The organism is Halorientalis sp. IM1011 (assembly GCF_001989615.1).
In the GTDB taxonomy this organism is placed as follows: domain Archaea; phylum Halobacteriota; class Halobacteria; order Halobacteriales; family Haloarculaceae; genus Halorientalis.
On the sequence record NZ_CP019068.1, the window covers coordinates 91935 to 115208 of the forward strand.

A 23274-nucleotide genomic window follows, 5' to 3' on the forward strand; every position below is an offset into this window, starting at 1 on the left:
GACGGCGACGTGATCGGCGACTGTGCGTCGTCACACGCGAGCGGTCCTGTTTATAATACGGTCCCTAAGGTGGTTTGGGAGCCGGCTATCCGAACTCCTGTGCCAGATACCGCTCGCGTGCGTACGTGGCGGTCCGGCGCCGGGTCTCCGCGACACCCTCGTGAACGCGGTGTTCGAAGGGGTCGTCGGTCTCGCCCCAGAGTCCGGGGTGGACGAGCACCTGTGCTTTGGACCCGAACCCGGCCGGGTCGGGCGGGTCCCCGCGCCAGCGCTGGTCGGAGTCGCCGTGGTACTCGATGTCGGTGAAGAATCGCGGTTCGTACGTGCTGGGGAAGGCATCGAATTCGCGGCGCAACACCCGCTCGGGCGGGATGTGGAACGAGACCGTCTCGATCGGGTCGAGGACCGTCGAGAGGGTCGCCCGCTCGTCCCGGACGCGCTCGGCGATGGGTGCCTCCGCAGTCGGGACCGCGTCCGGCGACCAGTACTGGTGCGTGCTGAAGTGCACCCCGATGTCGTGGCCGAGATCCGCGATCTCGGTCAGTGTCTCGCGGGTGTTCGCTTCCAGCACGTTGTACATGGGCGAGGCGACGAGCACGAAGTAGGTACTCTCGATCCCGAGGTCGGCCTCGATCTCGGCCATCCGGCGTGCACGCCGGGGAGACAGATCCACGTCGTGGCGCAACAGGACGGTCCCCGGGGCGACCGAGTCGCCGTACCGCCCGAACGTGTACCCCTCCGAACGGATCTCGCGGAGGAACGACTCGTACCAGTCGAACGAGAACGTGACGGCGTCGGTAAGCGACGCCGACGCGCCGTCCGCTCGGTGATCAGACGTCGTCACGGGTGTCCTCCCGGATCTGCAGGTGGTCGTTGTTCTGCCGGTCCGTGACCATCGACAGGAACAGACAGACGACGCCGAGCATCGTCAACACGAGTGACTCGACGACGCCCGGATCCTCGCCGTGGTCCGTGAGCCGACTCAAAAGCGCCAGGCCGCCGGTGCCGACGGCGAACGCGCCCAGCGGGTAGAGGATCGCCAGCGGGTGGAACTCACGGACGAGGTACTTCGCCCGCAGTCGCCAGAGGAAGTCCCGGAGCAGGAGCGCCGACAGCTTCGGGACGAACGATCGGTAGGAGATGTGGCTCGTCTCGTCCTTGTAGACGGCGCGTCGCGCCACGTCGGCGATCCGCATCTCGTGGACGTTGAGTCGGACGAGCAGGTCGTTCGCGAAGCCGTAATCCTCGTAGAGCTCGTCGATCTCGACTTTCTCCAGGGCCTCGAGCGAGATGGCGGTGGACCCGTTCTGGGGATCCATCACGCTCCAGTAGCCGCTGGCGATCTTGGTGAGCGCCGAGAGGGTGACGTTCCCGAACTGCCGGAACGCGGGCATGTCCTCGTTGTCGCGGTCGAGCAGTCGGTTCCCCTTGGCGTAGTCGGCCCGGTCCTCGGCGACGGGCGCGACGATGCGTTCGACGATGTCGGGTTCGGTCTGCCCGTCACCGGAGATGACGACCGTCACGTCGATTCCGTCGTCGCGCGTGTGCTCGTAGCCCGTCTTGATCGCGCCGCCGACGCCCCTGTTTTCCTCGTGCTGGAGCGGGACGACCTGTGGATCGAGTTCGACGCCGCCGTCGGTGACGACCGCCGGATCGGCCGTCTGCTCGTTCACGCGGTCGGCGTGTGTCTGGATCTCCGTCCAGGTCTCGTCGGTCGAGGCGTCGTCGATCACGTAGGCGCGGTCGACGAACTCCGGGAGCGTCTCGATCACGTCGCCGATGTGTCCGGCCTCGTTGTAGGCCGGAATCACGGCACCGACGGTGTTACCCTCGTACATGGTTCACTCCGGACCCGCAGGGACGCGTGGTCCAGTCGGCGAACGACGATGCTGTACTGTCATGTCGGTTCGGACGAGGAGACCCGGCGTCGTTATTATGTACCAGATAGCCGATGCTTACGAGACCGGTAAGACTGACCGGGAATTCCGCCGGAGCGGACCTTAGACCCATCGTAGTAAGGGGTGTCGGGGTCGACGCTCCGGTGAATGGACGCGTACTCGACGACCGAGATCGCGGCGGCGCTCGACCTCGACCACACGGGTACCCCGACCCGTGTGACCGGCGTCGACGCGCTCGATCGCGCGACGGCCACCGAGCTCTCCTTTTGCGTCTACGAGGACGCCGACCCGATCAGGGAGTCCGACGCGGGCGCGGTCGTCTGCCCGCCGTCGGTGTCGCCGGGTGACGACACGACGCTGCTGGTGGCCGAGCGGCCGAAACTCGCGTTCGCCAGAGCCGTCGAGCAGTTCTTCGAGCCGGAGCGGCCGACCGGTGTCCACCCCTCGGCGGCCGTCGCGGACGGGGCGACCGTCGGCGCGGACACGTACATCGGCCCCAACGTCACCGTCGCGAGTTGCGTGACGATCGGCGAGGGCTGTACGATCCGGGCGGGGACGACCCTCGGGAGCGAGGGATTCGGGTTCGCCCGGGACGGTTCGGGGACACCTCACCGATTACCCCACCGGGGTCGCGTCCGGATCGAGGACGGCGTCGAGATCGGCGCGAACTGTTCGATCGACCGGGCCGTGTTCGGCGAGACGGTCGTCGGACCGCGGGCGAAACTGAGCGGTCAGGTCCACCTCGCCCATCACGTCGAGATCGGGGCGGACACGCTCGTGGCCTCGAACTGCGCGTTCGCCGGCGGGGCCGTGCTCGGCGACCGGGTGATGTGTCACCCTCACGCCGCCGTCGCCAACGACGTTCGCGTCGGCGACGACGCCGAACTCGCGGCCAACGCCGGGGTCCTCGACGACGTAGATCCGGGGACGACCGTCGCGGGGACGCCGGCCACGCCGATCAGATGACCTGTCGGCAACTACGAATATCGAACCCGACCTGTCTGTTCCGTGTTCCGATTTTATTTCACGTTTTCCGTGGAAATCGACTCGGAAATTCCAGTCTTCACATAATATTTGCTATAGATCGACATTTTTAAACCCATCTCGCAAGGCCTTCAATATGCGATGGGTTCACCGAAGCATTTGGGTAGCGGAAAGCGTATCGGAAGACGGACATTTCTTGGCGGACTCGGCGCGGCTGTCGGTGCGAGCGTCGTGACAGGGACTGCGTCGGGATACCACGACGCGTACGACCCGGTGAACGTGGTCGAGGCCGGGGCCGACCCCAACGGTGAGGAACCGATCAACGACGTGCTCGAGGAGATAGCCTACGGGGAGGACGAGGTGGCGATCGAGTTCCCGCCGGGAGAGTACCGGATGGACGAGCAGTTCCGGTACACCGGTATGGAGTCGTTCGCCATGTTCGGCGACGACGCGACCATCGTCCCGGCGTCGGGCGACGAGTTCTCGGGTACCCCCCGGCTGTTCAAACTCGGCACGCACGTGAGTCCGGCCGACTGGGTCCGGATCCAGGGGCTCGAGTTCGACTTCACGGCTCCCAACACCGGGTTGCGAGCGCTCCAGGTCCAGGCCAACGACATGTACGTGGCCAACATCGACTGCCTCGGGACGCACGACGGGGGGACCTGGGGGCCGTACCTGTTCGACGTGACCGACCCCGCCTGTACCGCCGTGGTTCGGGACGTGCGCGCGCCCGACGGCGGCGAGTACACCGAAAACACCGAGGCGGCGTACGAACACACGGTCTCGGGCGGTCCCACGGGAATGATCGTCGGTCCGGCCCACGAGGGGACCATCTGGTTCAACTACTGCGAACTGGGCGGGTTCCCCGGCAACGGGCTCTACTCCTCTGCCGAAGAGGGGACGATCGTCGTTCAGGGCGGGGAGTACCGCAACAGCAACGTCGCGAACATCCGTCTCGACGGCCACCGCTGTTACGTCAACGAGGTGTCGGTCGTCGTGGACGAGGCCCGGCCACAAGACACCAACCAGCGGGGAATCCGCTTCGACGACGGCACGGACTTCGGTGTGTACAACACCACGATCGAGCTGTCACCGGCCACGGGGGAGGCCATCCGCGTCACGAACGAGGCGGAAGACGTCACCATCGAGGGCGTGTCGGTCACGATCGAGGACCCCGACCACTCCGAGGAGGCGATCGCTGTCTCCGGCGGCGCGTCCGACGTTCACATCGTCGACTCGGACGTCGAGGTGCGCGCCGGCTCCCAGGCGATCAAGCTCTACGAGGGCGACGGTACCGACCCGGTCGTCATCGAGAACGTGACGGTCACCGGCGACGCCGACGGCGGGTTCGGCGGCAGCAACGCCATCCGCTGTGAGCGAGACGAGTCCGAGTTCCACGACCTCACGGTCGACCAGCCCGGCGACTCCTATCGCCGCTGTCTGTACATCGAAGGCGAGGACTGTACCGTCGAGGGCGGCGAGTATCGCTCCACGCACCATCCGATCGTCAACAACGCGACGGGCACGGAGATCGCCAACCTCGAAGCCGAGGCGTACAACGACCTCGAGGGCCTCAAGATGTATCGCACCGAGGACTGCGAGGTCCACGGGTGCACCATCTACAACGGCATCCAGGACGCCACCGACCAACTCGCGGCCGGTGCTGACGATGCGGCCGCGGAGATCTACGACAACACCTTCCCGAGTTCCTGAGCGCCATCGACGGCGTCGGTCCCCGCTACCTGCCTGCCCATCCACTGGCTGCGTCAGGCTGAAACGGCCCCATCGGTCGCTTATGATCCAGATAAAACCCGCGACCACTTCGTACTCCCGGGTCTGACGCGTCTCTGACGTGTCTCATCGCCCGTATGGTAACTCCTAGCGTCGACGGACAGCGAGGGGATCGTTACGTAACCAATAGTAAGGTCTGTGTCGGCCAGTGTATGTTCCATGGACGAGACAGGTCCGGAACAGTCGAGACGTGGGGTTCTCAGAGCGATCGGCGGCGGGGTCGGTGTGGCGATGGCCGGAAACGGCATCGCCGGTTCCGCACTGGGACAGACCACGACCGGGAACGGCGGCGGCTCCGACAACACGAGCAAACTCGTATTCACGTACGACGACAGTCCGGCCGAGGACGTCACGAAGACGCTCCCGATCCACCAGGAGGAGGGCGTCCCGGCCAGTATCGGTGCAGTCTCCAGTCACATCAATCACTCCGAGGAGTGGCTCTCGGGCCAGCAGTTGCAAAAACTGGAGTCGGAAGGGTGGGAGATCATGTCCCACACCGCCGAGCACCGTGCGCTCGACGAGATCGAGGTCACGCGTGACGTCGCCCCGGGCGACACGAAGCTGTACGTCGAGTCGAACATCCACTCGCGAACGCCCGATCCGATTCTGATCAGCGACGGCGAGACGGAAACGACCGCGACGATCGTCGACGGTGGGGAAGACGCCAACGGAGAGTACCTCGAACTCGAATCGTCGGTCGGCCAGTCGTTCTCCGCGAGCGACGGGGTGACCGAGCGGTTCACGGACGAGGTGCTCCGGTCCGCGCTCGAAAACTCGAAGACAGCACTCGAACAGTACGGGGTGACCGTCTCGAATCTGGTCCTGCCGTACGATCGCTACGGCGAGCGCGCGAAGGAACTCATCCCCGAGTACTACGACGCGGTTCCGAACGCCGATTACGGCGGCGTCAACCACGTCGACGACCTCGATCCCTACGAGATGGAGCGGAAGTACTTCGCGATGGGACGGTCCGGCGTGACCGAACTCGGGGACTTCATGGACACCGTCGCAGACGAGAACGCGATCGGGATTCTGGCCGGTCACAGCCAGTCCGAGGAACTCACTCCCGACCGGATCCGGCTCGCCATCCGCATGGCGAAGGAACGCGACATCGAGATCGTCACGCTCCGTGAGGCCCTCCAGGACGCGGGGGTCGTCGACGAATCGAACACGTCGACGTCGGAGTCGACCGGACCGTCCGGTGACGACTCGACGGGGTCGTCGGACTCCTCGGGTGGATTCTTCGATTCGCTGGCACAGACGATCAGCAACATCATCGACTCGGTCCTGAGCGTTTTCTAGCCGACGGCCAAGCCGGTATCGGAGGCCCCTAACACGGCCCGTTGTTCCGACCCGACTCGCCGATCGGGCCGGCCGACGACACACTCACCGACCGAGAACCCGAGACGCCGTCGACCCCGGCCACTATCACCTCTATAATAACGACCGCAGAGCGAGTGGCGTCGACTATGACACGTCAGCGACGACGGAGTCGCGTCGAACCGCCTGCGAACTCGCCGGGGTGGCATCGATGACTGTCCTGGTCACGATCCAGCACCCGGCCCACGTCCACTTCTTCAAACACGCCATCGCGGAACTGGAGGCGAACGGACGGGACGTCCACGTCGTCGCCCGCGACAACGAGGTGGCGGTGGACCTGCTCGACGCCTACGACATCGAGCACGAGGTGCTGGCGAGCGAGAGCGACTCGCTGGCCCAGCTGGCGATAACCCAGGCGACCTACGAGTTCAGGGCCGTCCGCTACGCTCGCCGGATCGATCCCGACGTGGTCACCGGCATCGGCGGCGTCACCGCGGCGCACACGGCGGCGCTCGCCGGGGCCGAGAGCGTCGTCTTCACCGACACCGAGCACGCGAAACTGATCAACCACCTCACGCACCCGGTCGCCGACCGGATCGTCACCCCCGACTGTTACACCGACGACCTCGGCGGGAAACAGGTCTCGTACTCCGGGTACCACGAACTCGCCTACCTCCACCCCGACCGGTTCACGCCGGACCCGTCGGCGCTCGCGGACCTGCGCGTCGACCCCGAGGACACGTTCGTCGTCCTCCGGGTGAGCGCGTGGGACTCCTCCCACGACGTGGGCGCGAGCGGATTCGCTGACCTCGGCGAGGCCGTCGACCGCCTCGAAGACGCCGGCGCGACCGTCCTCGTCACGTCGGAGGTCCCGCTCCCCGACCGTCTCGAACGGTGTCGGACGTCGGTGCCGCCGGAGGACATGCACCACCTGCTTTCGTACGCGGACCTGTTCGTCGGCGAGGGGGCGACGATGGCCTCCGAATCGGCGGCCCTCGGGACGCCGGCGATCTACGTGAACTCTCTGACGATGGGGTACATCGACGAACTCGACACCCGGTACGACCTGCTCGCGCGGTACCCGGAGGCCGGCAGTCACGACGCCGCGATCGAACACGCCGTCGATATCCTCGAATCGGACGACGACGGCCGCTGGTCGAGTCGCCGCGAGCGACTGCTCGAAGAGAAACGGGATACGACGGACGTCATCCTCCGGGCGCTCGGCGCGACAGTCGACGACGTGACTACCGACTCGGACCGCGCCGACGGACCGACGGTCGCCACTGCGGACACCTAGCGACCACGACCCACCCATCGAACCCCCTCCTGTTCTCTGCGATTGATACACACCCCGCAAAGAGCATCGCGCAGTAGCGGCCCCAGAACCCTCGTTACCGACTGGTAAGTGACCGCGCTTACTAATATGTAAGCTCAGATTAATAAGTATGTAGGCATAAGATTGAGTTGTGATAGTATGACGGACGAACTACGCGGAAGCGACTCGCGGACGGAGGCGGCAGGCGGCAGCACCCGGCGGAAGTTCATGCAGGGACTCGGCATCGCCGGACTCAGCGCAGCGGTACTTTCGGGAACCAGTAGTGGAACCATGTCAGACACTAGCTCGATGGACGACGAACCGGAGACGTTCGAATTTGGCGGCGACAGACTCATCCTCGGCGGCACGCGGGTCGTCGGCGACGACGGCTACTCCACGATCGCAGCGGCCTGGGCCGACGCGGCCTCGGGTGACACGGTGTACGTGCACTCGTCGTACGACGCCGAGGAGGCCGGGGAGCAGTTCCCCATCCAGCTGAACTACGAGGAAAAAGAGGTCATGCTGACCGGCGGCCACCCCTCGGGGTCGGTCATCGACGCCAGCCACACCAACGCGAACGTGATCGAGGTGCTCGGCCGCGGGATGAACGACTACCGGAACAACCCGCTGGTCCAGAACCTCAAGATCGTCGGCGGGAATATCGGCCTGCGCGTCCGGGCCGCGCCCTACTCGACGTACAACAACCTCGTGTTCTACAAGAACGGCTCGCACGGGGTCAGCATCGAACCCTACACCGACCCGGACAGCGGCCGCGACAAGGGTACCTGGGGCGCGACGTTCAACGACTGTCAGGCGTGGTCCTGTGGTGACAACGGCTTCAACACCCACAAAGACGCGCTCCCGCACGGGACGACGTTCATGAACTGCAAGGCGACCTGGAACGGTGGCGTCGGCTTCAACCTTCGGGGCTACACCAACAAGATCATCGGCGGCACGACCCAGCTCAACGACAGCTACGGGATCAAGGCCAAACTCGGCAAAGGCTCCCTGATTCAGGGCGTCTACCTGGAGGGCAACAGCCGACAGGCCGACTTCCCCGTCGAACTGTACGCCACGAACGCGGACGGCCTCAGCGTCCAGAACTGCTACTTCAACGGGATCAACCCCGGCCCGACGGCCCACGACCACGATCACGTCCTCCGGGGCGTGAACGTCCACGACACGCAGAAGCTATCGGTCAGGGACTGCACCGTCCGGAACTACGGGCAGGGCTTTATCTCCCTGTTCAGCTGTTCGGACGCGGACGTGTACGCTGCGTCGCACTACCTGCTCGACGCGGGCGATGGACTGTTCGCGACCGACGTCCTCGGTCACGGCAACGTCCGTCCGCGCTCCGACGGCATCGTCATGCCGATGGATCTCTCGAACGTGGAGGGCCAACACGAGTGTGACCGGGGCTACCACATCGGCAAGAAGGAGGAAGGCCCCGCCGTCTGGCGCGACGGCGAATGGCACGTCACCAAGACCAACACGATCTGAGCCGGCCAGGTGACCCGAGTACGCCGATCAGGCCGACTCGTCGGCGGGCGGCCCCGACGGCCAGAACCGCGTGACGCGGTAGGCGTCTTCTCCCGTCGGATCCGAGGGCGCGTCGCCGCGGTAGAGCAACACCCGAACGCGAACGTTCTCGCCACCCTGAACCGTATCCGAGAGCCGTTCAGTCTCGCCATCGGCGACCGTCGTCGTGGCGGAATCGACGACGGTCGAGTTGCTGACGACAGTCCGGTTATCCGAGCGGGTCGCTTGCTGTCGCTGAACGACCACCGTGTACCGCGTTCGCTCGTCCTCGTGATTTTCGATGGCCACCGTGTAGGGCAACGAGCCGTCGGCCGACACCGGCGCGTCCGTGCCGAGCAGGCGGTCGCCGTTCTCGTCGAGCAGGTACAGTTCGGTGTGCGTGCCGTCCTGTGACGGGAGGGGCGGACCGACGGCAGCGTACGCGACGCTGCTGAGGAGTGCGATGACGGCACCGGCCAGCAGGAGGTTCAGGATCCACTGGGTGTCCGTCCGGGCCTCGAAGGGTTTGCGCTGGTCGAGGGTCGGGCGACTCCGGACGAAATAGCGCTGAATACCGCCACCGAGCGAGCCGCCGGCGACGCGGAACTGCCCGTCGCCGGACCGCAGAAACCGGCGGCCGACCGCCACGAGCGTCAGGAAGACGGTCACGGCCGCCGTCCCCGCGAGCACCGGCTCGGCGCGGACGCCGTACCGGGTGAAGTTGCTCACGAGTGCGACCAGTGGGACGATGGCGACCGACGCCGCGACGGCGAGGCCGACGCGTTCGGTCGGGTTCAGGCTCCACCCCTCGTCGTCCCGGTCTGCTGGGTCCGGATACAGTGCGCTCACCAGTGCGTACCCCGGCAGGAACAGGATCACGGGCAAGACGGCGGCGATTCTGAGCGGACCGTCGAGTGGGGTCAGGAAGACGACACCCACGGCCACCCCGAGCAAGGCGAGGACGGCCACCAGGTCCGCGACGGCGCGAACGCGGGAACTCATCGGTTCACCGGAGGTGTGTGTCGAGTATAAGGGACCGGGATCGTTCGCGTGTTGAGGGTGCGGCTAAGTGATCTACCGGGCTCCTAAACAGGAGACACGGCGGCTACGTCAGCCGTCCGAGCGGCCGAGGGCCGACAGCTGCTGTCGTGTCGCCGCCGGATCGAGCGTCGGCGCCGTCGCCTCACCGTGTAACCTGAGTCGTGGGATCCCGTCGAAGCCCAGCTGGTGTACCCGATCCATCGTCTCCTGCCACAGCGAGCGGTACCGGCCGTCCGTGATAGCTTCGCGAATCGTGTCTGTCTGCTCGATCCCGGCCGCCGCTGCGTGATCGAGGAGGGTGTCGACCGTGGCCCACTGGCGGGTCTCCGGCGGCTGTGACTCGAACACCCGTGTGAAGTACCGCCAGAACGCCTCCGGGCGCTCGTGCCAGACCGCGAGTCCGGCCCGGTTGGCCCGCGGTTCGTCCGCGCCGTGTGGCTCCCCGGTCAGGAACCGGACCGCCCGAAACCGGATGCGGAGATCCCCCGGCTGCACGTACTGCCGGACGATCTCCGGGAACTGGTTCCGGACGAACTGCCGCGTGTACGGACACTTCCAGCCGCCGTACAGCGTCGCCAGCGGCGCGTCCCCGTCCCCCATGACTGCGTAGTCCGTCCCGGTCGTCGGGATCGACGCCGAGGCGACGGCGTCGCGGTCGTCGGGGTCGAACGACGCAGGTCGGTCGGCGGCGGTCTCCGTGTCGGTCGGCGTCGACGTCGGTGACCCGCTGGCGTCCGTCCCGCCGGAACACCCGGCGGCGACGCCGGCCACCAGCGTCCCGGCCGTGGCCAGATAGCGGCGGCGAGTGTGCGGCGACATCTCAGAGTGGGCACTGGCCGCGGTCGTCGTCGTCCGTGGATTCCTCGCCGTCGTCCGGCGAGTCGCCGCCGGACCCGTCCGAATCGTCCGGCGTCGACGAACCGGAGTCCGGGTCGGTCGTCGGGTCGTCGTCCGACGGGGTGCCGTCCTCCGGTCCGTCGCCGTCCGAGCCATCGAGTTCGGCGTCGGGTTCGAGTTTGACCAGCGTGTTCGACTGCGAGGCGAGCAGACAGGCGTAGCCGCCGTCGGCGGTCTCGACGAGAGCGGCCGCGTCGCTGGCGTCGGCCTCGTCGAAGAGTCGCCGCCACTGCTCGGTGCCGTCGGCGTCGGTCCGCACGATGGCGGGCGTGTGATCGCCGTCGTATCCCGCGCGCATGTACCCGTACAGGACGAACCCGCTGTCGGCGGTCGCGACGACGCCGCTGGCGAGGTCGTTGCCACCGTAGGCCCCGGCGTACTCCTCGCGCCACTGCCGGCTCCCGTCGGCGTCCAGTCGGCCGAGCACCATGTTCTCGCGGTTCTGGTCGCGGCCGGTGTAGGCACAGCCGCCGTCCCCGGTGAGTGCGAACCGGTGGTTGTACGGCGTCTCTGCGTAGTCGATACCGTCGTCGTCGAGCGCGGTCCGGTTCTGGACGCGACCGTCGCCGTCGAGTGTCAGTGCGACGTTCGTCTCCCGGCCACCGACGACCGCCCGGTAGCCCTCGCCGGTGGGTTCGACGGTCTCGAAGCGGAACCCCGTCTCGTAGTGGCGCTCCCAGCGGGTCTCGCCGGCGGCGTCGAGCGCTATCAACCAGGGGGATCCCTCGAAGGTACCGCCGGTGACGACCCCGCCGTCGGCGGTCGGCGTGACCGTCTGCAGGATGGCGTTGTCGCTGTGGCCCTGATCGAAGTCCGAATCCTCGTTCTCGTCGAACGCGTCGAACCGCTGGAGCCACGAGACCGTCCCGTCGGAGGTCACCTTCGCCGCTTCCGCCACTTTACCGCCCACCTGGTCGTCGGCCCCGGTCGCGGGGTTCGTCGCACAGCCGACCAGTACGAAGCCGCCGTCGCTCGTCTGGGTGAGGTCGAAAAAGGAGAGCTCGTCCGTCTCCGGCGTCTCGTCGTTCGCGAACGCGACCCACTCCCGTGACCCGTCGGCCGCGGCCTTCACCAGCGTGAACTGCTCGGTCCCCACGCCTGTCTCGGTGATCGGCGCACCGCTTCCGGCGAGCGCGTAGCCGCCGTCGTCCGTCTGTACGACCGCGGTGAGACCCACGTCGTACTCGCGTTCACCGCCGCTGTAGTCGTGACGCCACGCCACCCCGGGTGTGGCACTCGCGTCCTGTCCGATCGTCGTACTCGTGAACGCTGCGGTCCCGGCCACCCCGGCGAGACCGGCGAGGACGGTTCGGCGACCAATGCGGGCGGACTCGGATCGTTCCTCCATGACACCTCGCCGTAGTCGGAACATCCGCATTATTATGTGTTAAATAAGGTCTATACTGGGGTGTTAATACCCCTCGTCACGGGGCCGTCCCGGAATCACGAGTTGCTCGATAGCGATCCGACTGCAGGACGAGTGACTCGCCGCCAGCCCAGCGAAACCCGCCAAATGATATCCCTAATTACTATAGTACGTAGATAATAATGTGCCCCCGATACGATATCGGAATCGTGCACGACCTAACTGGATTCCAACGCGATCTCCTGTACGTGATCGCGGGATTCGACGAACCGTACGGACTAGCGATCAAGGACGCCCTCGACGAGTACTACGAGGGAGAGATCCATCACGGGCGGCTGTACCCGAACCTCGACGTCCTCGTCGAAAAGGGTCTCGTCGAAAAAGGCAAGAAGGACCGCCGAACCAACGTCTACACCACGACCCAGCGCGGGCGTCGCGAACTCGAAGCCAGACGCGAGTGGGAAGATCAGTACCTCGAAGAGAGTCCGCTCCCTGTGTAGTGAACGTTCCCGATGATGGGAACGTTTCCGCGATTTGTGGCGTCTCGTTGGACACGACTGGTAGCGACGCTGTTCGTTCGTCGTGGTCGGCTGTCGGCTCGTGACCTCAGTCGTCGGCGGTCGGCTCCGGCCGGTACGCCCGACTGACGACCTTCCACGATCCGGTATCGAACCGATAGTACGTGACGAACGCAGGGACGAGGGTCTCGAGGACGAGCGCGACGTATAGTGCCGGTAGTCCCAGCGGCGTCAGCGAAGTCAGCGGTCCGAGCGGTATCGTGACAGCACCAGCGTACGCCAGCGGGAGCGTCACCACGTAGAGCCCGAGGAACTGTCCATAGAGCGGCCATCGCGTGTCGCCGCTCGCCCGGAGCGGTCCGGTCGTCCCGGCGTTGATGCCACGGAAGACGACGCTGATAGCGGCGACGACGACGAACGTGGTTACCAGCGGCACCATCCCGGGGTCGGACACGAACAGATTCGCGACCTGACGGGCGAGCACGATCACAGCCACCGCACCGATAGCGTACACGACGGTTCCGAAGAGCAAAATCTCCCGGGCGTAGGTATCTGCGTGCTGTTCGTCCCCGGTACCGAGCACCTGGCCGACGAGGCTGCTCGACGCGAGTGAGAACCCCCACCCGGGCGTATCGAGGAGGTCTCGCACCCGACGCGCGACGACGTACGCGGCCGCGACGTTCGGGCCGAATAGCGCCACGACGGCGAGCATCGGGATCTGGGCCCCGCGACGTGCGAGGTTCGTGAACACCAGCGGTGCGCCGATCGTGACGATATCGCGGAGTTCACCCGCCGTTACGGGCGGTGCCGAGAGGTCGATGGTGACCGGGAAGTGGCCGACGATCGGTAGTCGGAGTCCGACGAACCCAGCGACGAAGCACCCGAGCACGACGACGTTGGCGACGACCGTCCCGATAGCGGCACCGACGACGCCGAGTCCGAACCCGAAGATGAGGACGGCGTTGATGGCGACGTTGATGACTGCGCCTGTCCCCCGCAGCATCATCGGCGTCCAGGCGTCGTCGGCCCCGACGAGTGTGCGACTCCCGATGAGATTGAGTGCGGCGAACGGGACGCCGAAGGCCACGACACGCAGATACTCCGTGCCGTACGACAGCGCCGCACCGTCGCTGGCGATGAGCCCGACGAACCACTCGGGGACGGACCAGAAGACGACGGCCAGTGGCACCATCGTCGCGAGAACGACGAACGCACTCGTCGTGACCGCCAGCGAGATGAGTTCGGGCGCGTCGGCCCCGTACCGCTGGGAGACGAGACTGATCGTGGCTCCGGCGACGCCGCCCCCGGTCGCGAACGCGAGCGCCCAGAACGGCGTTGCGAACCCGACGCCCGCGATGGCTGCCGCTCCCAACGCCGTGCCGACCATCGCGACGTCGGCCGCGGACTTGGACATCCGCGCCACACCGGTCACGATGCGCGGCCACGCCAGATCTGTCGTCTCTTCGGCACGCCCCCGGTCGACGATGCCGCCCCGTGCCAGCAGGGCACCGACACCGAGCAGGAGCCAACGAATCGGATTCGGGACGCGTCGGTCGCGAGAACCCACTATCTGATGGCAGGGGACTGCGCCTGAAATCTCTTAAGATTCGTGCCATTGGCACTCACATCGGGCGAACCCACGGTCTCCGACGGCGCTGGGGGATGCCTGGCAAAAATATATCAGAAAATAAGATACTCAGCATGCTCCGATCTCGATCTGGTGTACTTCATCAGCCATGAATGCAGGCGATAATAACGGTCCTATCGCCCTCGCGTGATTTCGAAGGGTGTTTTCACGGCTGGATATATCATCTGCTATGGGTAGTGAAAGTGGTATTTCACGCACTGCACAGTTTGCAACAAAGTATTTCGTCGTCTGGGTCGCTGCCTTCGCAGGCCTGGCCCTCCTTCGCCCGTCGACGTTCGTGCCGATCCTGGATTACGTGAACCCACTGCTCGGGATCGTCATGCTCGGGATGGGGTTGACGCTCCAGCCCGAGGACATCCGCCGGCTCGCCGAACGGCCGCGGGACGTTGGAATCGGGGCCCTGACCCAGTGGCTCGTGATGCCGTTGGCTGCGTACGGGCTGTATCTCCTGTTGAATTTGCCGGATGCGATCGGTGTCGGTCTCATCCTCGTCGGTGCGGCACCTGGCGGGACCGCATCGAACGTGATGACCTATCTCGGCCGCGGAGACGTGGCCCTCTCCGTCGCGATCACGACGGTGACCACGCTCGCCGCACCGATCGTGATGCCGGCGTGGACGCTGTTCATCCTTGGTGAGAGTATCGACGTGACGTTCGCACAGATGTTCACGAGCATCATCCAGATCGTCATTATCCCCGTCGTGCTCGGGTTCACGCTCCGCTACCTGCTCGATCAGTACGCCCCACGTGTTGCAGAGATCGGCATCGACGTGTTCCCGGTCGTGAGTGTCGCTGCGATCGTCGCCATCGTCGCAGGCGTCGTCGGTGCCAACGTCGAAAACATTCTCACAGCGGGCGCCTTCGTGTTGCTCGCCGTCGTTCTCCACAACGGCATCGGATTGGGAGCCGGCTACGGTGTCGGCCACCTAACCGGCATGAGCGAAGACCGAAAGCGTACGAGTGCGTTCGAGGTTGGGCTCCAGAACAGTGGTCTGGCAGTCGCACTGGCCACGTCCCTCTTCGCGCCCACGGCTGCGCTCATCCCTGCGTTGTTCAGTGTCTGGCACAACATCAGTGGTCCAGCGCTCGCGAATTACTTCACGTGGCGTGATTCCAGTTCGGACTAGCATCACCACTCAGCGCCACTGGACGGGTTACGATCGGTCGACCGGCCTGCACCGAAGTCTTATCCGGGTGACGGACGTATAAAAAACGATGAGACGGAATCCGGACGACGACGAAGACCCGTTCGGCGATCTCTTCGGCGAGATCAACGAGATGCTCTCCGGGATGGCTGGTGACGAGACGGAGCCTGTCGACGTCCACGAGTACGACGACGAACTCCGTGTCGTCGCAGATATTCCGGACGCAAGCCAGGACGAGATCGATATCCAGTGCGACGGGCGGATCCTGGCGATCCGTGTCGCGCGCGACCCGCGACCGGTCGTCAAGCGCGTCGATCTGCCAGCGTACGTCGACGATGAATCCGCAGAGCTGAGCTTCAACAATGGCATCCTCGAAGTCACGCTCGACCGGACGACCGATCCTGCAAATATCGGGTTCCAGTGAACGGAACTCGTTCTCCATTCTCCGACTGTCAGCAGCAGATGTTGTGACCAGTCGTTGAGGGTGGAATCACTACCACGTCAGAAATCTTCGTGTCAGGAGTAGCCAGCTGAATGTGCGTCCCAGCAGCGCCAATCCGGTCAATGTGCGCGGGTGGTGGCCATCCTCAGATATAGTGACCGTTAGAACTTTTTACTCATCGTGTGTTGCAGTCGCTGATGGATCACCTCGACGAGATCTCTGTCGAAGAGTTACAAGATACTCTCGACCAAGTAGAGGGAAAGAAGCCGACACAACGGATCATAGCGGCGATCGCGTACAAGAATGGGGTCACGCAAACCGAGTTAGCTGAGTGGTACGGGGTCCAACGACGTACAATCTATAGCTGGCTCAAACGACTGGACGATGACGAGTCGCTTGTACAGGCCGTGTCTGATGATAAGCGAACTGGGAGAAAGAGGAAGCTAACAGAAACCCAACTAAAAGAATTCGAAGCGGCTGTTCATAATTCTCCTAAAAAAGTTGGGCTCGAGTCGCCGGCGTGGACGCCGGAGCTCGCTCAGCAATATCTCCAAGAAACGTACAATGTCGAATATTCTATCCCGAGTTGTCGGCGGTTGTTGAAAGAAGCAGGGTTGCGATATCACAAATCACGCAGTTCTGTCGCAGACGCCGACGAAGACGAACAAGAAGCGTTCCCCGGCGAACACAAACAAAGCGACGGGAGATGGATGCCACTGTAGCCTGTATGGACCAGACTAAGACATCTGTGCAAGTTGAGTCCCGTGCCGCGGGGAAACCACGTGGTACGCGATCTACCATCGAATCTCTGTTCAACGTGACTGGACGTGACGAGCGTGTTATAGAAGGGTCCTCAATAAATCATAAGTACGTTGCCATGGGATAAAATACATATAAGCTGTGGGTTATGAACTGAATTTTGAGATAATTGGATTGTAGTACTGGATGGCGCGCCGTACTTTCAGGCATCAGCCATAACGGACCTGGCAGCTCGTGGCGACATTGTCTTTGTGAGGTTACCGGTATATTCGCCGGAGCTAAACTCGGTCGAGGATTGCTGGAGACAACGTCGATCGTCTCAGCAACCGCTTTTTATTACATTCGATGATCTGACGACAATGAATGATATAGCTTTCGACCAATACACTGCCACTAATTGAGTTACTATTTCTAATGGCCACTGGAAATGCCGGGTGGATCGTCCTTATCATCGTCACTGGAGTACCACGAATTGAGGGCTTCAGCGAACTGCTCTAGAACCGCTGACTGGACTGTGAGTCCTTTGAACTCTGGATGGGTCTTCAACTCGTCTTTCAACTTCTCGTGGTTGGCGATCTCGCCTGTCCTCGCCCAGACCTGCCGGGAGGGGTAGTTGACGACGGTCCAGAACTTGCTGATACTCTACCCGTGGTGGCCGAGTGACTTCGCAACCTGTGAGTGGTTGCAGTTTTGCCCCGTTGGGGGCAGTGAATGTCCAGCATTCTGAACGGCTATATAATCGCTTATCTCGTGTGCAGTCAGATCTCGAGTGCAGCTCTCTCGATGTACGGACTCTGACGACACATCTGTTGGTTTGTCTGCTGCACCAGCGGTGAAATCCCATTCCGCTAATCCTCAGGTTCAGTAGCATGAATAACACTATTAGAATTGTTATTCTAGTCTGGGCTCACCGTCACCTCTACCGGACGAGCCGATAGGAAGTCCGGACGAGATGCATGACCACGCGTCAATCCATGTCTCTGTTGGCGCTCTTTGTAAAATACAATGCCTATCAATCCAAGAACAGGGGGACCCAGTTCGGTCGTTTCGGTGCCTTCTTGCGTTTCCTATCTACGAACAGGTGGGCTAGAGGGATAACGGAAGGTATTCAGGAATGAGCAATGTTTAATTCGACTTCGTTTGCTATACTAAGCAATAATTCCGATATCTCCCCATCTTCTGTTCGTCCTTTCATCCGATGTGATGGGCCCGAGACTGCACACGCACCGACGACATCGTCGTTCGGCTTCGTTATCGGGGCTGCAGCAGCGTGTAGCCCCTCAGTACTCTCGGTCCTATTGATCGCATAGCCTCGTTCTCGGGTCCGATCGAGTTCCTCAAACAGTTCCTCCCTGGTAGTGATCGTGTCGTCCGTGGCAGGTTCCAACCCGTGACGATTGATAATCTCTTCAACGCGCGACTCCGGCATATACGCTAGCATCGCCTTCCCAGAGGCAACCTGATGCATCTGAAGATGGGTACCCGGACGCGTACGTGTGGAGACACCATGCCGACCGACTTCTTTGTAGACGATGACGGACCAGCCCCGCTCTTCGACCATGAACTGTGCTACCTCGCCAGTTTGTTCAGCCACTTCACTAATCCGTGGCTGGATGAACTGGACCCCCTCGTGTCGTTTCCGAACCTCTCCACCGAAATCGAGGTACCGAAGACTCAGACGATACTTATCGCCCTCCTTGACGACAAATCCCGCCTGTTGGAGCGTAATAATATGTTTGTGGACGTTACTCTTCGAGAGTCCCGTCGCCTCGGCCAGGTCGGTGATACCTGCTAGATCTTGCTGTTTGAGCGATTCTACGATAGTGACCGACGTTTCAACTGACTTCACGGTCGGCCGGTCCGGATTGGGGCTGTCACCGCTGTTTTCGGCGTTTTCCATGAATGGGAATGTCTACCGTAGCATATATGATTTTCTATATGCGAACGTTTATGCGAATAGTTTCCCAGCAACGGGGGAAGCGTTCTCAATTATAGAACAGTTGCTGCCATGACGGGCACCTCCATCGACGAACCAAACGGACAAATCAGCGCAGAATGTGCTGGTCTACCGGGCTACGGTTGGGACGGTTCTGACCGAATCGCATCCTCAAATTCGTCGATCTCGCTCTCTGAGTAGCCAGCATCTGATAGAAGGTCTCTGGTGTGTTCACCGAGCTCGGGCACACCGCGTTGTATTGCGGTGTCGAGATTCTCGAACTTCACGGGATGACGGATAGTCTCGAACGAGCCGTCACCATCCTGAACGGTCGCGAGGAGCTCTCGCGCGCGAATGTGCTCATCGTCCCAGACTTCGTTAGTATTGTATATTGGCGCTGCGGGGACGTACTCGTCCGCGAGTGCTTCGAACCAGTACTCTGCAGACTGCTGGACGAAGACGTCTGTGAGTAATGCTTCTAGTTCGTCGCGATTTTGACGCCGAGCGTCGACTGTAGCGAATCGTTCGTCATCGCCTAACTCGGGTCGATCGATGACACGACAGAGTCGTTGCCAGTGGTCGTCACTGACGACGACAACCGCGATCGGAGAGTCTGCCGTCTCGAAGACGCCATAGGGGACGTACTCAGTGAGTTTGTTCCCCATTCGCGGATATCGCTCACCCTTCGCGAATGTATACCCTGCACGGACGGTGAGCCAGGAAATCGTACTATCGAGCATCGACACGTCGATATAATCGCCAGTCCCCGAGTCCTCGCGTTCGTACAGCGACAGCAGTATACTCTGAACAGCGTACATCGAACCGGCAATATCACCGATAGGGATACCGGCCCGGTACGGTTGGTCGTCTGGTGGACCAGTTATGCTCATCACGCCCGACATCGCCTGCACGACGATGTCCAGTGCTGGTAATTTTTGATACGGACCAGTTTGCCCGAACCCAGTAATCGAACAGTAGATGATCTCTTCATTGTGTTCACGAACACTCTCGTACCCGAGTCCGAACTTCTCCATACGCCCGGATGGGTTGTTTTCGACGACGACATCGGCTTTCTCCGCGAGCGAGAGAAACGCCTCCTTATCACGATCACGTTTCAGATTGAGCGCCACCGACTTTTTGTTCCGATTGACGGACGTGAAGTAGCCGCTGTGTCCGTTCATAAATGGCGGATTGGCGCGACCAATATCACCGCCGTTCGGTCGTTCGATCTTGACCACCTCTGCGCCCATATCAGCCAACATCATCGACGCAAACGGTCCAGAGACGACCTGTGTTGCATCGATGACTGTGATACCGTCTAGTGGGGGCATGCTAACACGGGTAAGTTGAATTACCACTATAAATATCTATGCGTATCGGCCATCTGTGTTCTCGGTCGGGGTATTATACTAGTCACCTAATTTCGTTATCAATTAGTTTTATATACATCTATCGTGACAGGGGTTGTGTATGGTTAACGACAATCCCTCTCACAGCGATAGAGAATCACCACCAACGGATACCGTCAACCGTCGAACCGTTCTGAAGGCCACGGGCGGTCTCGGAGCTGCAACGGCGATCGCAGGGTGTAGCGGCGGTGGAGACGGTAATAGCAGTAATGAAGTCCACTTTCTGACCGACGAGTCTTCAGACGGATTCCGAAATTTTTTCTCGACGGTCAAGGAGGATTTCGAATCCGAGACGGACTACACCGTGAACATGGAGTTCGTGGGTGTCGGTGGGTCGGCCGAAGACCGCTTGGCCCAACTGACACAGGCCGGTGACCCACCGGAAGTGTTCCTCACTGGTGCCTCACAGGCTGCACTGTTCCTTAATCAGGACGCCATCGCACCGGTTTCGGATGCATTCAGCTCGATTTCGGACCGCTTCGGCAGCCCCTCTGACAGTTGGCGGCTGCAATCCGACGGCGAGGATTACATCGCCCCGCTTTGGGGGAATATCGGGATCACCTGGTACCGGACAGACATCATGTCCGACCAGACCCCGAATACCTGGGACTCACTACTCACCGCTGCGCAGAATGCAGACAGTTCCAGTCTGCGGGGGTCGTTCGTCCCTGCCGGACAGGACATCTGTACTGATCTCTACGTCCTCGGGTGGGCGTACTCGAACGGCGCGCGAGTGTGTGAACGCCAGGGCGGTAACATCTCTGTGATCATGACCGAGGGTGACAACCGCCAGCGCTGGCTCGAAACGTTACAGTTCTTCCAGGACCTCCATCAATACTCGCCGAACAACTCCGACGCCGGCTGTAGCCAGATGAGTCAGGCACTCGCCTCAGAGAGTGCCGCACACACGTGGTACGTCGGTTCGCGTCCGAAGTACCAGCCGATTTCGCAGGATGCAGGCTTCGCAAGCGACATCTCTGCGATACCTCAGCCGACCCCGGAGTCGGGACAGGACCCGACGACCGCCGCACTCGCGGAAGGGTTGGTCTCGTTCAAGGGCTCGAACACCGAAGCAGCAAACGAGTACATCGACTTCCTGTTCCAGACGAAGTATCTCAACGAGATTTACTTCCTGACCCCACTGCAGAACGTTCCGGCGTTCCCAGAGATATCGGAGACAGACAGCTATCAGACCAAACTGGAGTCAACCGTCTCGGATACTGCATTCACTCAGGAGGACGTCGAGGCGACCAATACCGCGTCGCAAAACATCGTGACGCTCGCCTCCGAGACGAGCCCACCGAACCCCTACTCCGGTGCGATTCTCGGGTCACGCAAACTGAGTGAGTTGGTCTACGACGTGACTGTTGGTGAGATGTCTCCGTCGGAGGCGCTTGAAACTCGCGCGAGTGAGATCGAGAGTGCTATCGAGAATGCTCGCAGCTAAGCATGTCCATCTCTAATCACACGGGGTACCAGCGTATTCGCGATGGGGCCTTTAGTGCCCTCTCGAACAAGTGGGTCCTCATCTCGCTCACGGTGTTGCCGGTACTTGCGCTGTTCACGCTGGTCATCGTTATCCCCGTTATCTGGACGATCTGGTCGGGGTTTCACGAAATCCCGATCTTCTCGCCCAGCTGGCAATGGGTCGGTATCGACCACTATCTGTCGCTCGCATCCAACGAGGGGTTCCAGCAGGCGCTGTTCCGATCGTCGGTGTTCGCCGGCGGCTCCGTCGCGTTTCAGCTAGTCACTGGGACACTCCTCGCACTCGCGTTGAATCGCTCGTTCAAATACGTCGGCCTGGTCAGAGCAATCGCGATGCTTCCCTATCTCATCCCGACAGCCGTCCTCGGCTTCATCGGGCTCTGGATGGGCAACAGCCAGTGGGGTATCATCAACAGTCTGCTGATGCGGGTCGGGATAATCAACGAATCCATTGCCTGGTACGGGAACCCGGACGTAGCGATGGTCGCCGTCATCCTGACCAGTTCCTGGAAGTTCACCATCTTCGTCACCATCATGGTACTCGCACGACTGCAGTCGATCCCTGACGGGTACTACGAGGCTGCACAGATGTCTGGTGCAACGGCCTATCAGCGGTTCCGGGACATCACACTCCCGAACCTCAAAGGCGTCATCTTCATCGTCGTGTTGCTCCGTGGGATCTGGATGTTCAATAAATTCGATATCATCTGGGTGCTCACGGAGGGTGGTCCGGGTAGTTCGACGACCACGGCACCGATCTACGTCTACCAGGTCGCGTTCAACAGCACTAATCTCGGTGAGGCTGCAGCGCTCTCGACGGCGCTGTTCGGGATGCTCGTGGTCGGCGCCATCCTGTACTTCTACGTCCTCTCTCCCGAAGAGGAGGTGCGTGTCGAATGAGCCGGGAAAATTCGGGCATCGACAGGGGCTCTCGGCTTCCCTTCCTGTCGACCCTCTCGCGTGGCCAGCGAGAGTCCGCCTATCGGTACGCGTGGTTCGGCGTGCTCCTCGCGGGCCTGGCACTCATTGCCTTCCCGCTGTTCTGGATGTTCTCGACGGCGCTCCGTCCGAACAGTCAGATGTTCACGCAGCCGATCCCGCTCGTGCCGCGGACGCTGACGCTCGAGCACTTCACGGCCATCTTCACTGAAACTGCGTTCGTGACGTTCTACAAGAACAGCATCATCGTGGCCGTCGGCGTCGTGTTCACGACGACCGTGACGGCGACGCTCGGTGGCTACGGGCTCACCCGTCTCGACATCCCGTTCAAGAAAACCTTCGCTCGCACCATTCTGTTCGGCTACATGTTCCCGCCGATTCTCCTGTCGATCCCGATGTTTCTGTTCTGGCGAGAACTCGGCATCATCAACAGCTACGTCGGTCTCATACTGGCGGAGACGGCGATCTCGTTGCCGTTCTCGCTGTGGTTGATGTGGCAGTTCTTCCAGACCGTCCCCGAGAGTCTGGAAGAGTCGGCACAGATGTCCGGGGCGAGTCGCTTCCGGGCGTTCTGGGACATCGCTCTCCCGATGGCCAAGCCGGGGATGGTCGCAGTCGCGGTCTTCTCCTACGCGGTGTCGTGGAACGCGTACACGATGCCCAAGGTGTTGATGACGAACCTGGAGAAGTGGCCGCTGACCGTCGGGGTCCACTCCCTGACCCAGCAGCACCAGGTGCTGTGGGGGCAGGTGATGGCTGCGAGCGCACTCATCATCCTGCCAGCGTTCGTGTTCGTCTACTTCCTGCAGAAATACCTCCTTCGCGGGTTCGAGGCAGGTGGTATCGGATGACGCTCCGCCA

General features: G+C 62.3%; 19 protein-coding genes and 1 pseudogene. 12 read left to right on the forward strand and 8 right to left on the reverse strand.

The features are described 5' to 3' along the window. Positions 1-85: 85 nt before the first annotated feature. Both BV210_RS17990 and BV210_RS17995 read right to left on the reverse strand, forming a co-directional pair. The gene (locus BV210_RS17990; protein ID WP_077208162.1) at positions 86-844 is read right to left on the reverse strand and encodes a hypothetical protein; all 759 of its coding nucleotides are present in this window, start codon (positions 842-844) and stop codon (positions 86-88) included. Next, positions 831-1838 (reverse strand): glycosyltransferase family 2 protein, encoded by a 1008-nt coding sequence (locus tag BV210_RS17995; protein ID WP_077208163.1) that lies wholly within the window; start codon positions 1836-1838, stop codon positions 831-833. The genes BV210_RS17990 and BV210_RS17995 overlap by 14 nt, the downstream gene beginning before the upstream one ends. A gap of 207 nt (positions 1839-2045) precedes the next feature. Here BV210_RS17995 and BV210_RS18000 point away from each other — a divergent pair, with 207 nt between their 5' ends. The 5 genes from BV210_RS18000 to BV210_RS18020 all read left to right on the forward strand — a co-directional run bounded on the left by BV210_RS18000 (position 2046) and on the right by BV210_RS18020 (position 8808). Then, the gene (locus tag BV210_RS18000; protein ID WP_077208164.1) at positions 2046-2864 is read left to right on the forward strand and encodes an LpxD N-terminal domain-containing protein; all 819 of its coding nucleotides are present in this window, start codon (positions 2046-2048) and stop codon (positions 2862-2864) included. A gap of 249 nt (positions 2865-3113) precedes the next feature. Further along, positions 3114-4595, forward strand: coding sequence for a hypothetical protein (locus tag BV210_RS18005; RefSeq protein ID WP_077208165.1), 1482 nt, complete (start codon positions 3114-3116; stop codon positions 4593-4595). A 237-nt stretch (positions 4596-4832) separates the two neighbouring features. Further along, positions 4833-5975, forward strand: a complete 1143-nt coding sequence (locus tag BV210_RS18010; RefSeq protein ID WP_077208166.1) for a polysaccharide deacetylase family protein — start codon at positions 4833-4835, stop codon at positions 5973-5975. Between the two features lie 229 nt (positions 5976-6204). Continuing rightward, positions 6205-7290: a DUF354 domain-containing protein gene (locus BV210_RS18015; protein ID WP_077208167.1), complete on the forward strand. Its 1086-nt coding sequence runs from the start codon at positions 6205-6207 to the stop codon at positions 7288-7290. A 177-nt stretch (positions 7291-7467) separates the two neighbouring features. After that, complete coding sequence (locus BV210_RS18020) at positions 7468-8808, forward strand: right-handed parallel beta-helix repeat-containing protein (RefSeq protein ID WP_077208168.1); 1341 nt, start codon at positions 7468-7470, stop codon at positions 8806-8808. Between the two features lie 27 nt (positions 8809-8835). Here the strand turns inward: BV210_RS18020 and BV210_RS18025 are convergent, their stop codons facing one another. From BV210_RS18025 to BV210_RS20380, 3 genes are all read right to left on the reverse strand, one after another. Then, complete coding sequence (locus tag BV210_RS18025; protein WP_077208169.1) at positions 8836-9828, reverse strand: DUF1616 domain-containing protein; 993 nt, start codon at positions 9826-9828, stop codon at positions 8836-8838. A gap of 108 nt (positions 9829-9936) precedes the next feature. Continuing rightward, the gene (locus BV210_RS18030; protein ID WP_077208170.1) at positions 9937-10686 is read right to left on the reverse strand and encodes a thioredoxin domain-containing protein; all 750 of its coding nucleotides are present in this window, start codon (positions 10684-10686) and stop codon (positions 9937-9939) included. A 1-nt stretch (position 10687) separates the two neighbouring features. Then, positions 10688-12112, reverse strand: a complete 1425-nt coding sequence (locus BV210_RS20380) for a hypothetical protein (RefSeq protein WP_077208171.1) — start codon at positions 12110-12112, stop codon at positions 10688-10690. 227 nt (positions 12113-12339) lie between these two features. Between BV210_RS20380 and BV210_RS18040 the strand changes: the two genes are divergently transcribed. After that, on the forward strand, positions 12340-12630 hold the full coding sequence (locus BV210_RS18040; RefSeq protein ID WP_077208338.1) for a PadR family transcriptional regulator: 291 nt from the start codon (positions 12340-12342) through the stop codon (positions 12628-12630). Positions 12631-12736: 106 nt separating this feature from the next. Here the strand turns inward: BV210_RS18040 and BV210_RS18045 are convergent, their stop codons facing one another. After that, on the reverse strand, positions 12737-14215 hold the full coding sequence (locus tag BV210_RS18045) for an MATE family efflux transporter (RefSeq protein WP_077208172.1): 1479 nt from the start codon (positions 14213-14215) through the stop codon (positions 12737-12739). A gap of 250 nt (positions 14216-14465) precedes the next feature. Here BV210_RS18045 and BV210_RS18050 point away from each other — a divergent pair, with 250 nt between their 5' ends. From BV210_RS18050 to BV210_RS19545, 3 genes and pseudogenes are all read left to right on the forward strand, one after another. Then, the gene (locus BV210_RS18050; protein WP_077208173.1) at positions 14466-15422 is read left to right on the forward strand and encodes a bile acid:sodium symporter family protein; all 957 of its coding nucleotides are present in this window, start codon (positions 14466-14468) and stop codon (positions 15420-15422) included. A gap of 88 nt (positions 15423-15510) precedes the next feature. After that, complete coding sequence (locus BV210_RS18055; RefSeq protein ID WP_077208174.1) at positions 15511-15864, forward strand: Hsp20/alpha crystallin family protein; 354 nt, start codon at positions 15511-15513, stop codon at positions 15862-15864. 215 nt (positions 15865-16079) lie between these two features. Beyond that, positions 16080-17042: pseudogene (locus BV210_RS19545) on the forward strand (IS630 family transposase). A gap of 707 nt (positions 17043-17749) precedes the next feature. Here BV210_RS19545 and BV210_RS18070 read toward each other — a convergent pair. Together BV210_RS18070 and BV210_RS18075 are read right to left on the reverse strand one after the other, a co-directional pair. Beyond that, positions 17750-18541 carry an IclR family transcriptional regulator gene (locus tag BV210_RS18070; protein WP_077208176.1) on the reverse strand — a complete coding sequence of 264 codons (792 nt, stop codon included), beginning with the start codon at positions 18539-18541 and terminating at the stop codon, positions 17750-17752. A gap of 173 nt (positions 18542-18714) precedes the next feature. Continuing rightward, entirely contained in the window at positions 18715-19908 is a 1194-nt protein-coding gene (locus tag BV210_RS18075; protein WP_077208177.1) for a CaiB/BaiF CoA-transferase family protein, read from the reverse strand. Between the two features lie 139 nt (positions 19909-20047). Between BV210_RS18075 and BV210_RS18080 the strand changes: the two genes are divergently transcribed. From BV210_RS18080 to BV210_RS18090, 3 genes are read left to right on the forward strand one after another with little or no spacing between them, the layout of a single operon-like run. Beyond that, the gene (locus BV210_RS18080; protein ID WP_077208178.1) at positions 20048-21433 is read left to right on the forward strand and encodes a substrate-binding domain-containing protein; all 1386 of its coding nucleotides are present in this window, start codon (positions 20048-20050) and stop codon (positions 21431-21433) included. A gap of 2 nt (positions 21434-21435) precedes the next feature. Then, positions 21436-22374, forward strand: a complete 939-nt coding sequence (locus BV210_RS18085; protein ID WP_077208179.1) for a carbohydrate ABC transporter permease — start codon at positions 21436-21438, stop codon at positions 22372-22374. Beyond that, positions 22371-23264 carry a carbohydrate ABC transporter permease gene (locus BV210_RS18090; protein ID WP_084802716.1) on the forward strand — a complete coding sequence of 298 codons (894 nt, stop codon included), beginning with the start codon at positions 22371-22373 and terminating at the stop codon, positions 23262-23264. Before BV210_RS18085 ends, BV210_RS18090 begins: the two co-directional genes overlap by 4 nt. The last annotated feature ends 10 nt before the right edge of the window (positions 23265-23274 follow it).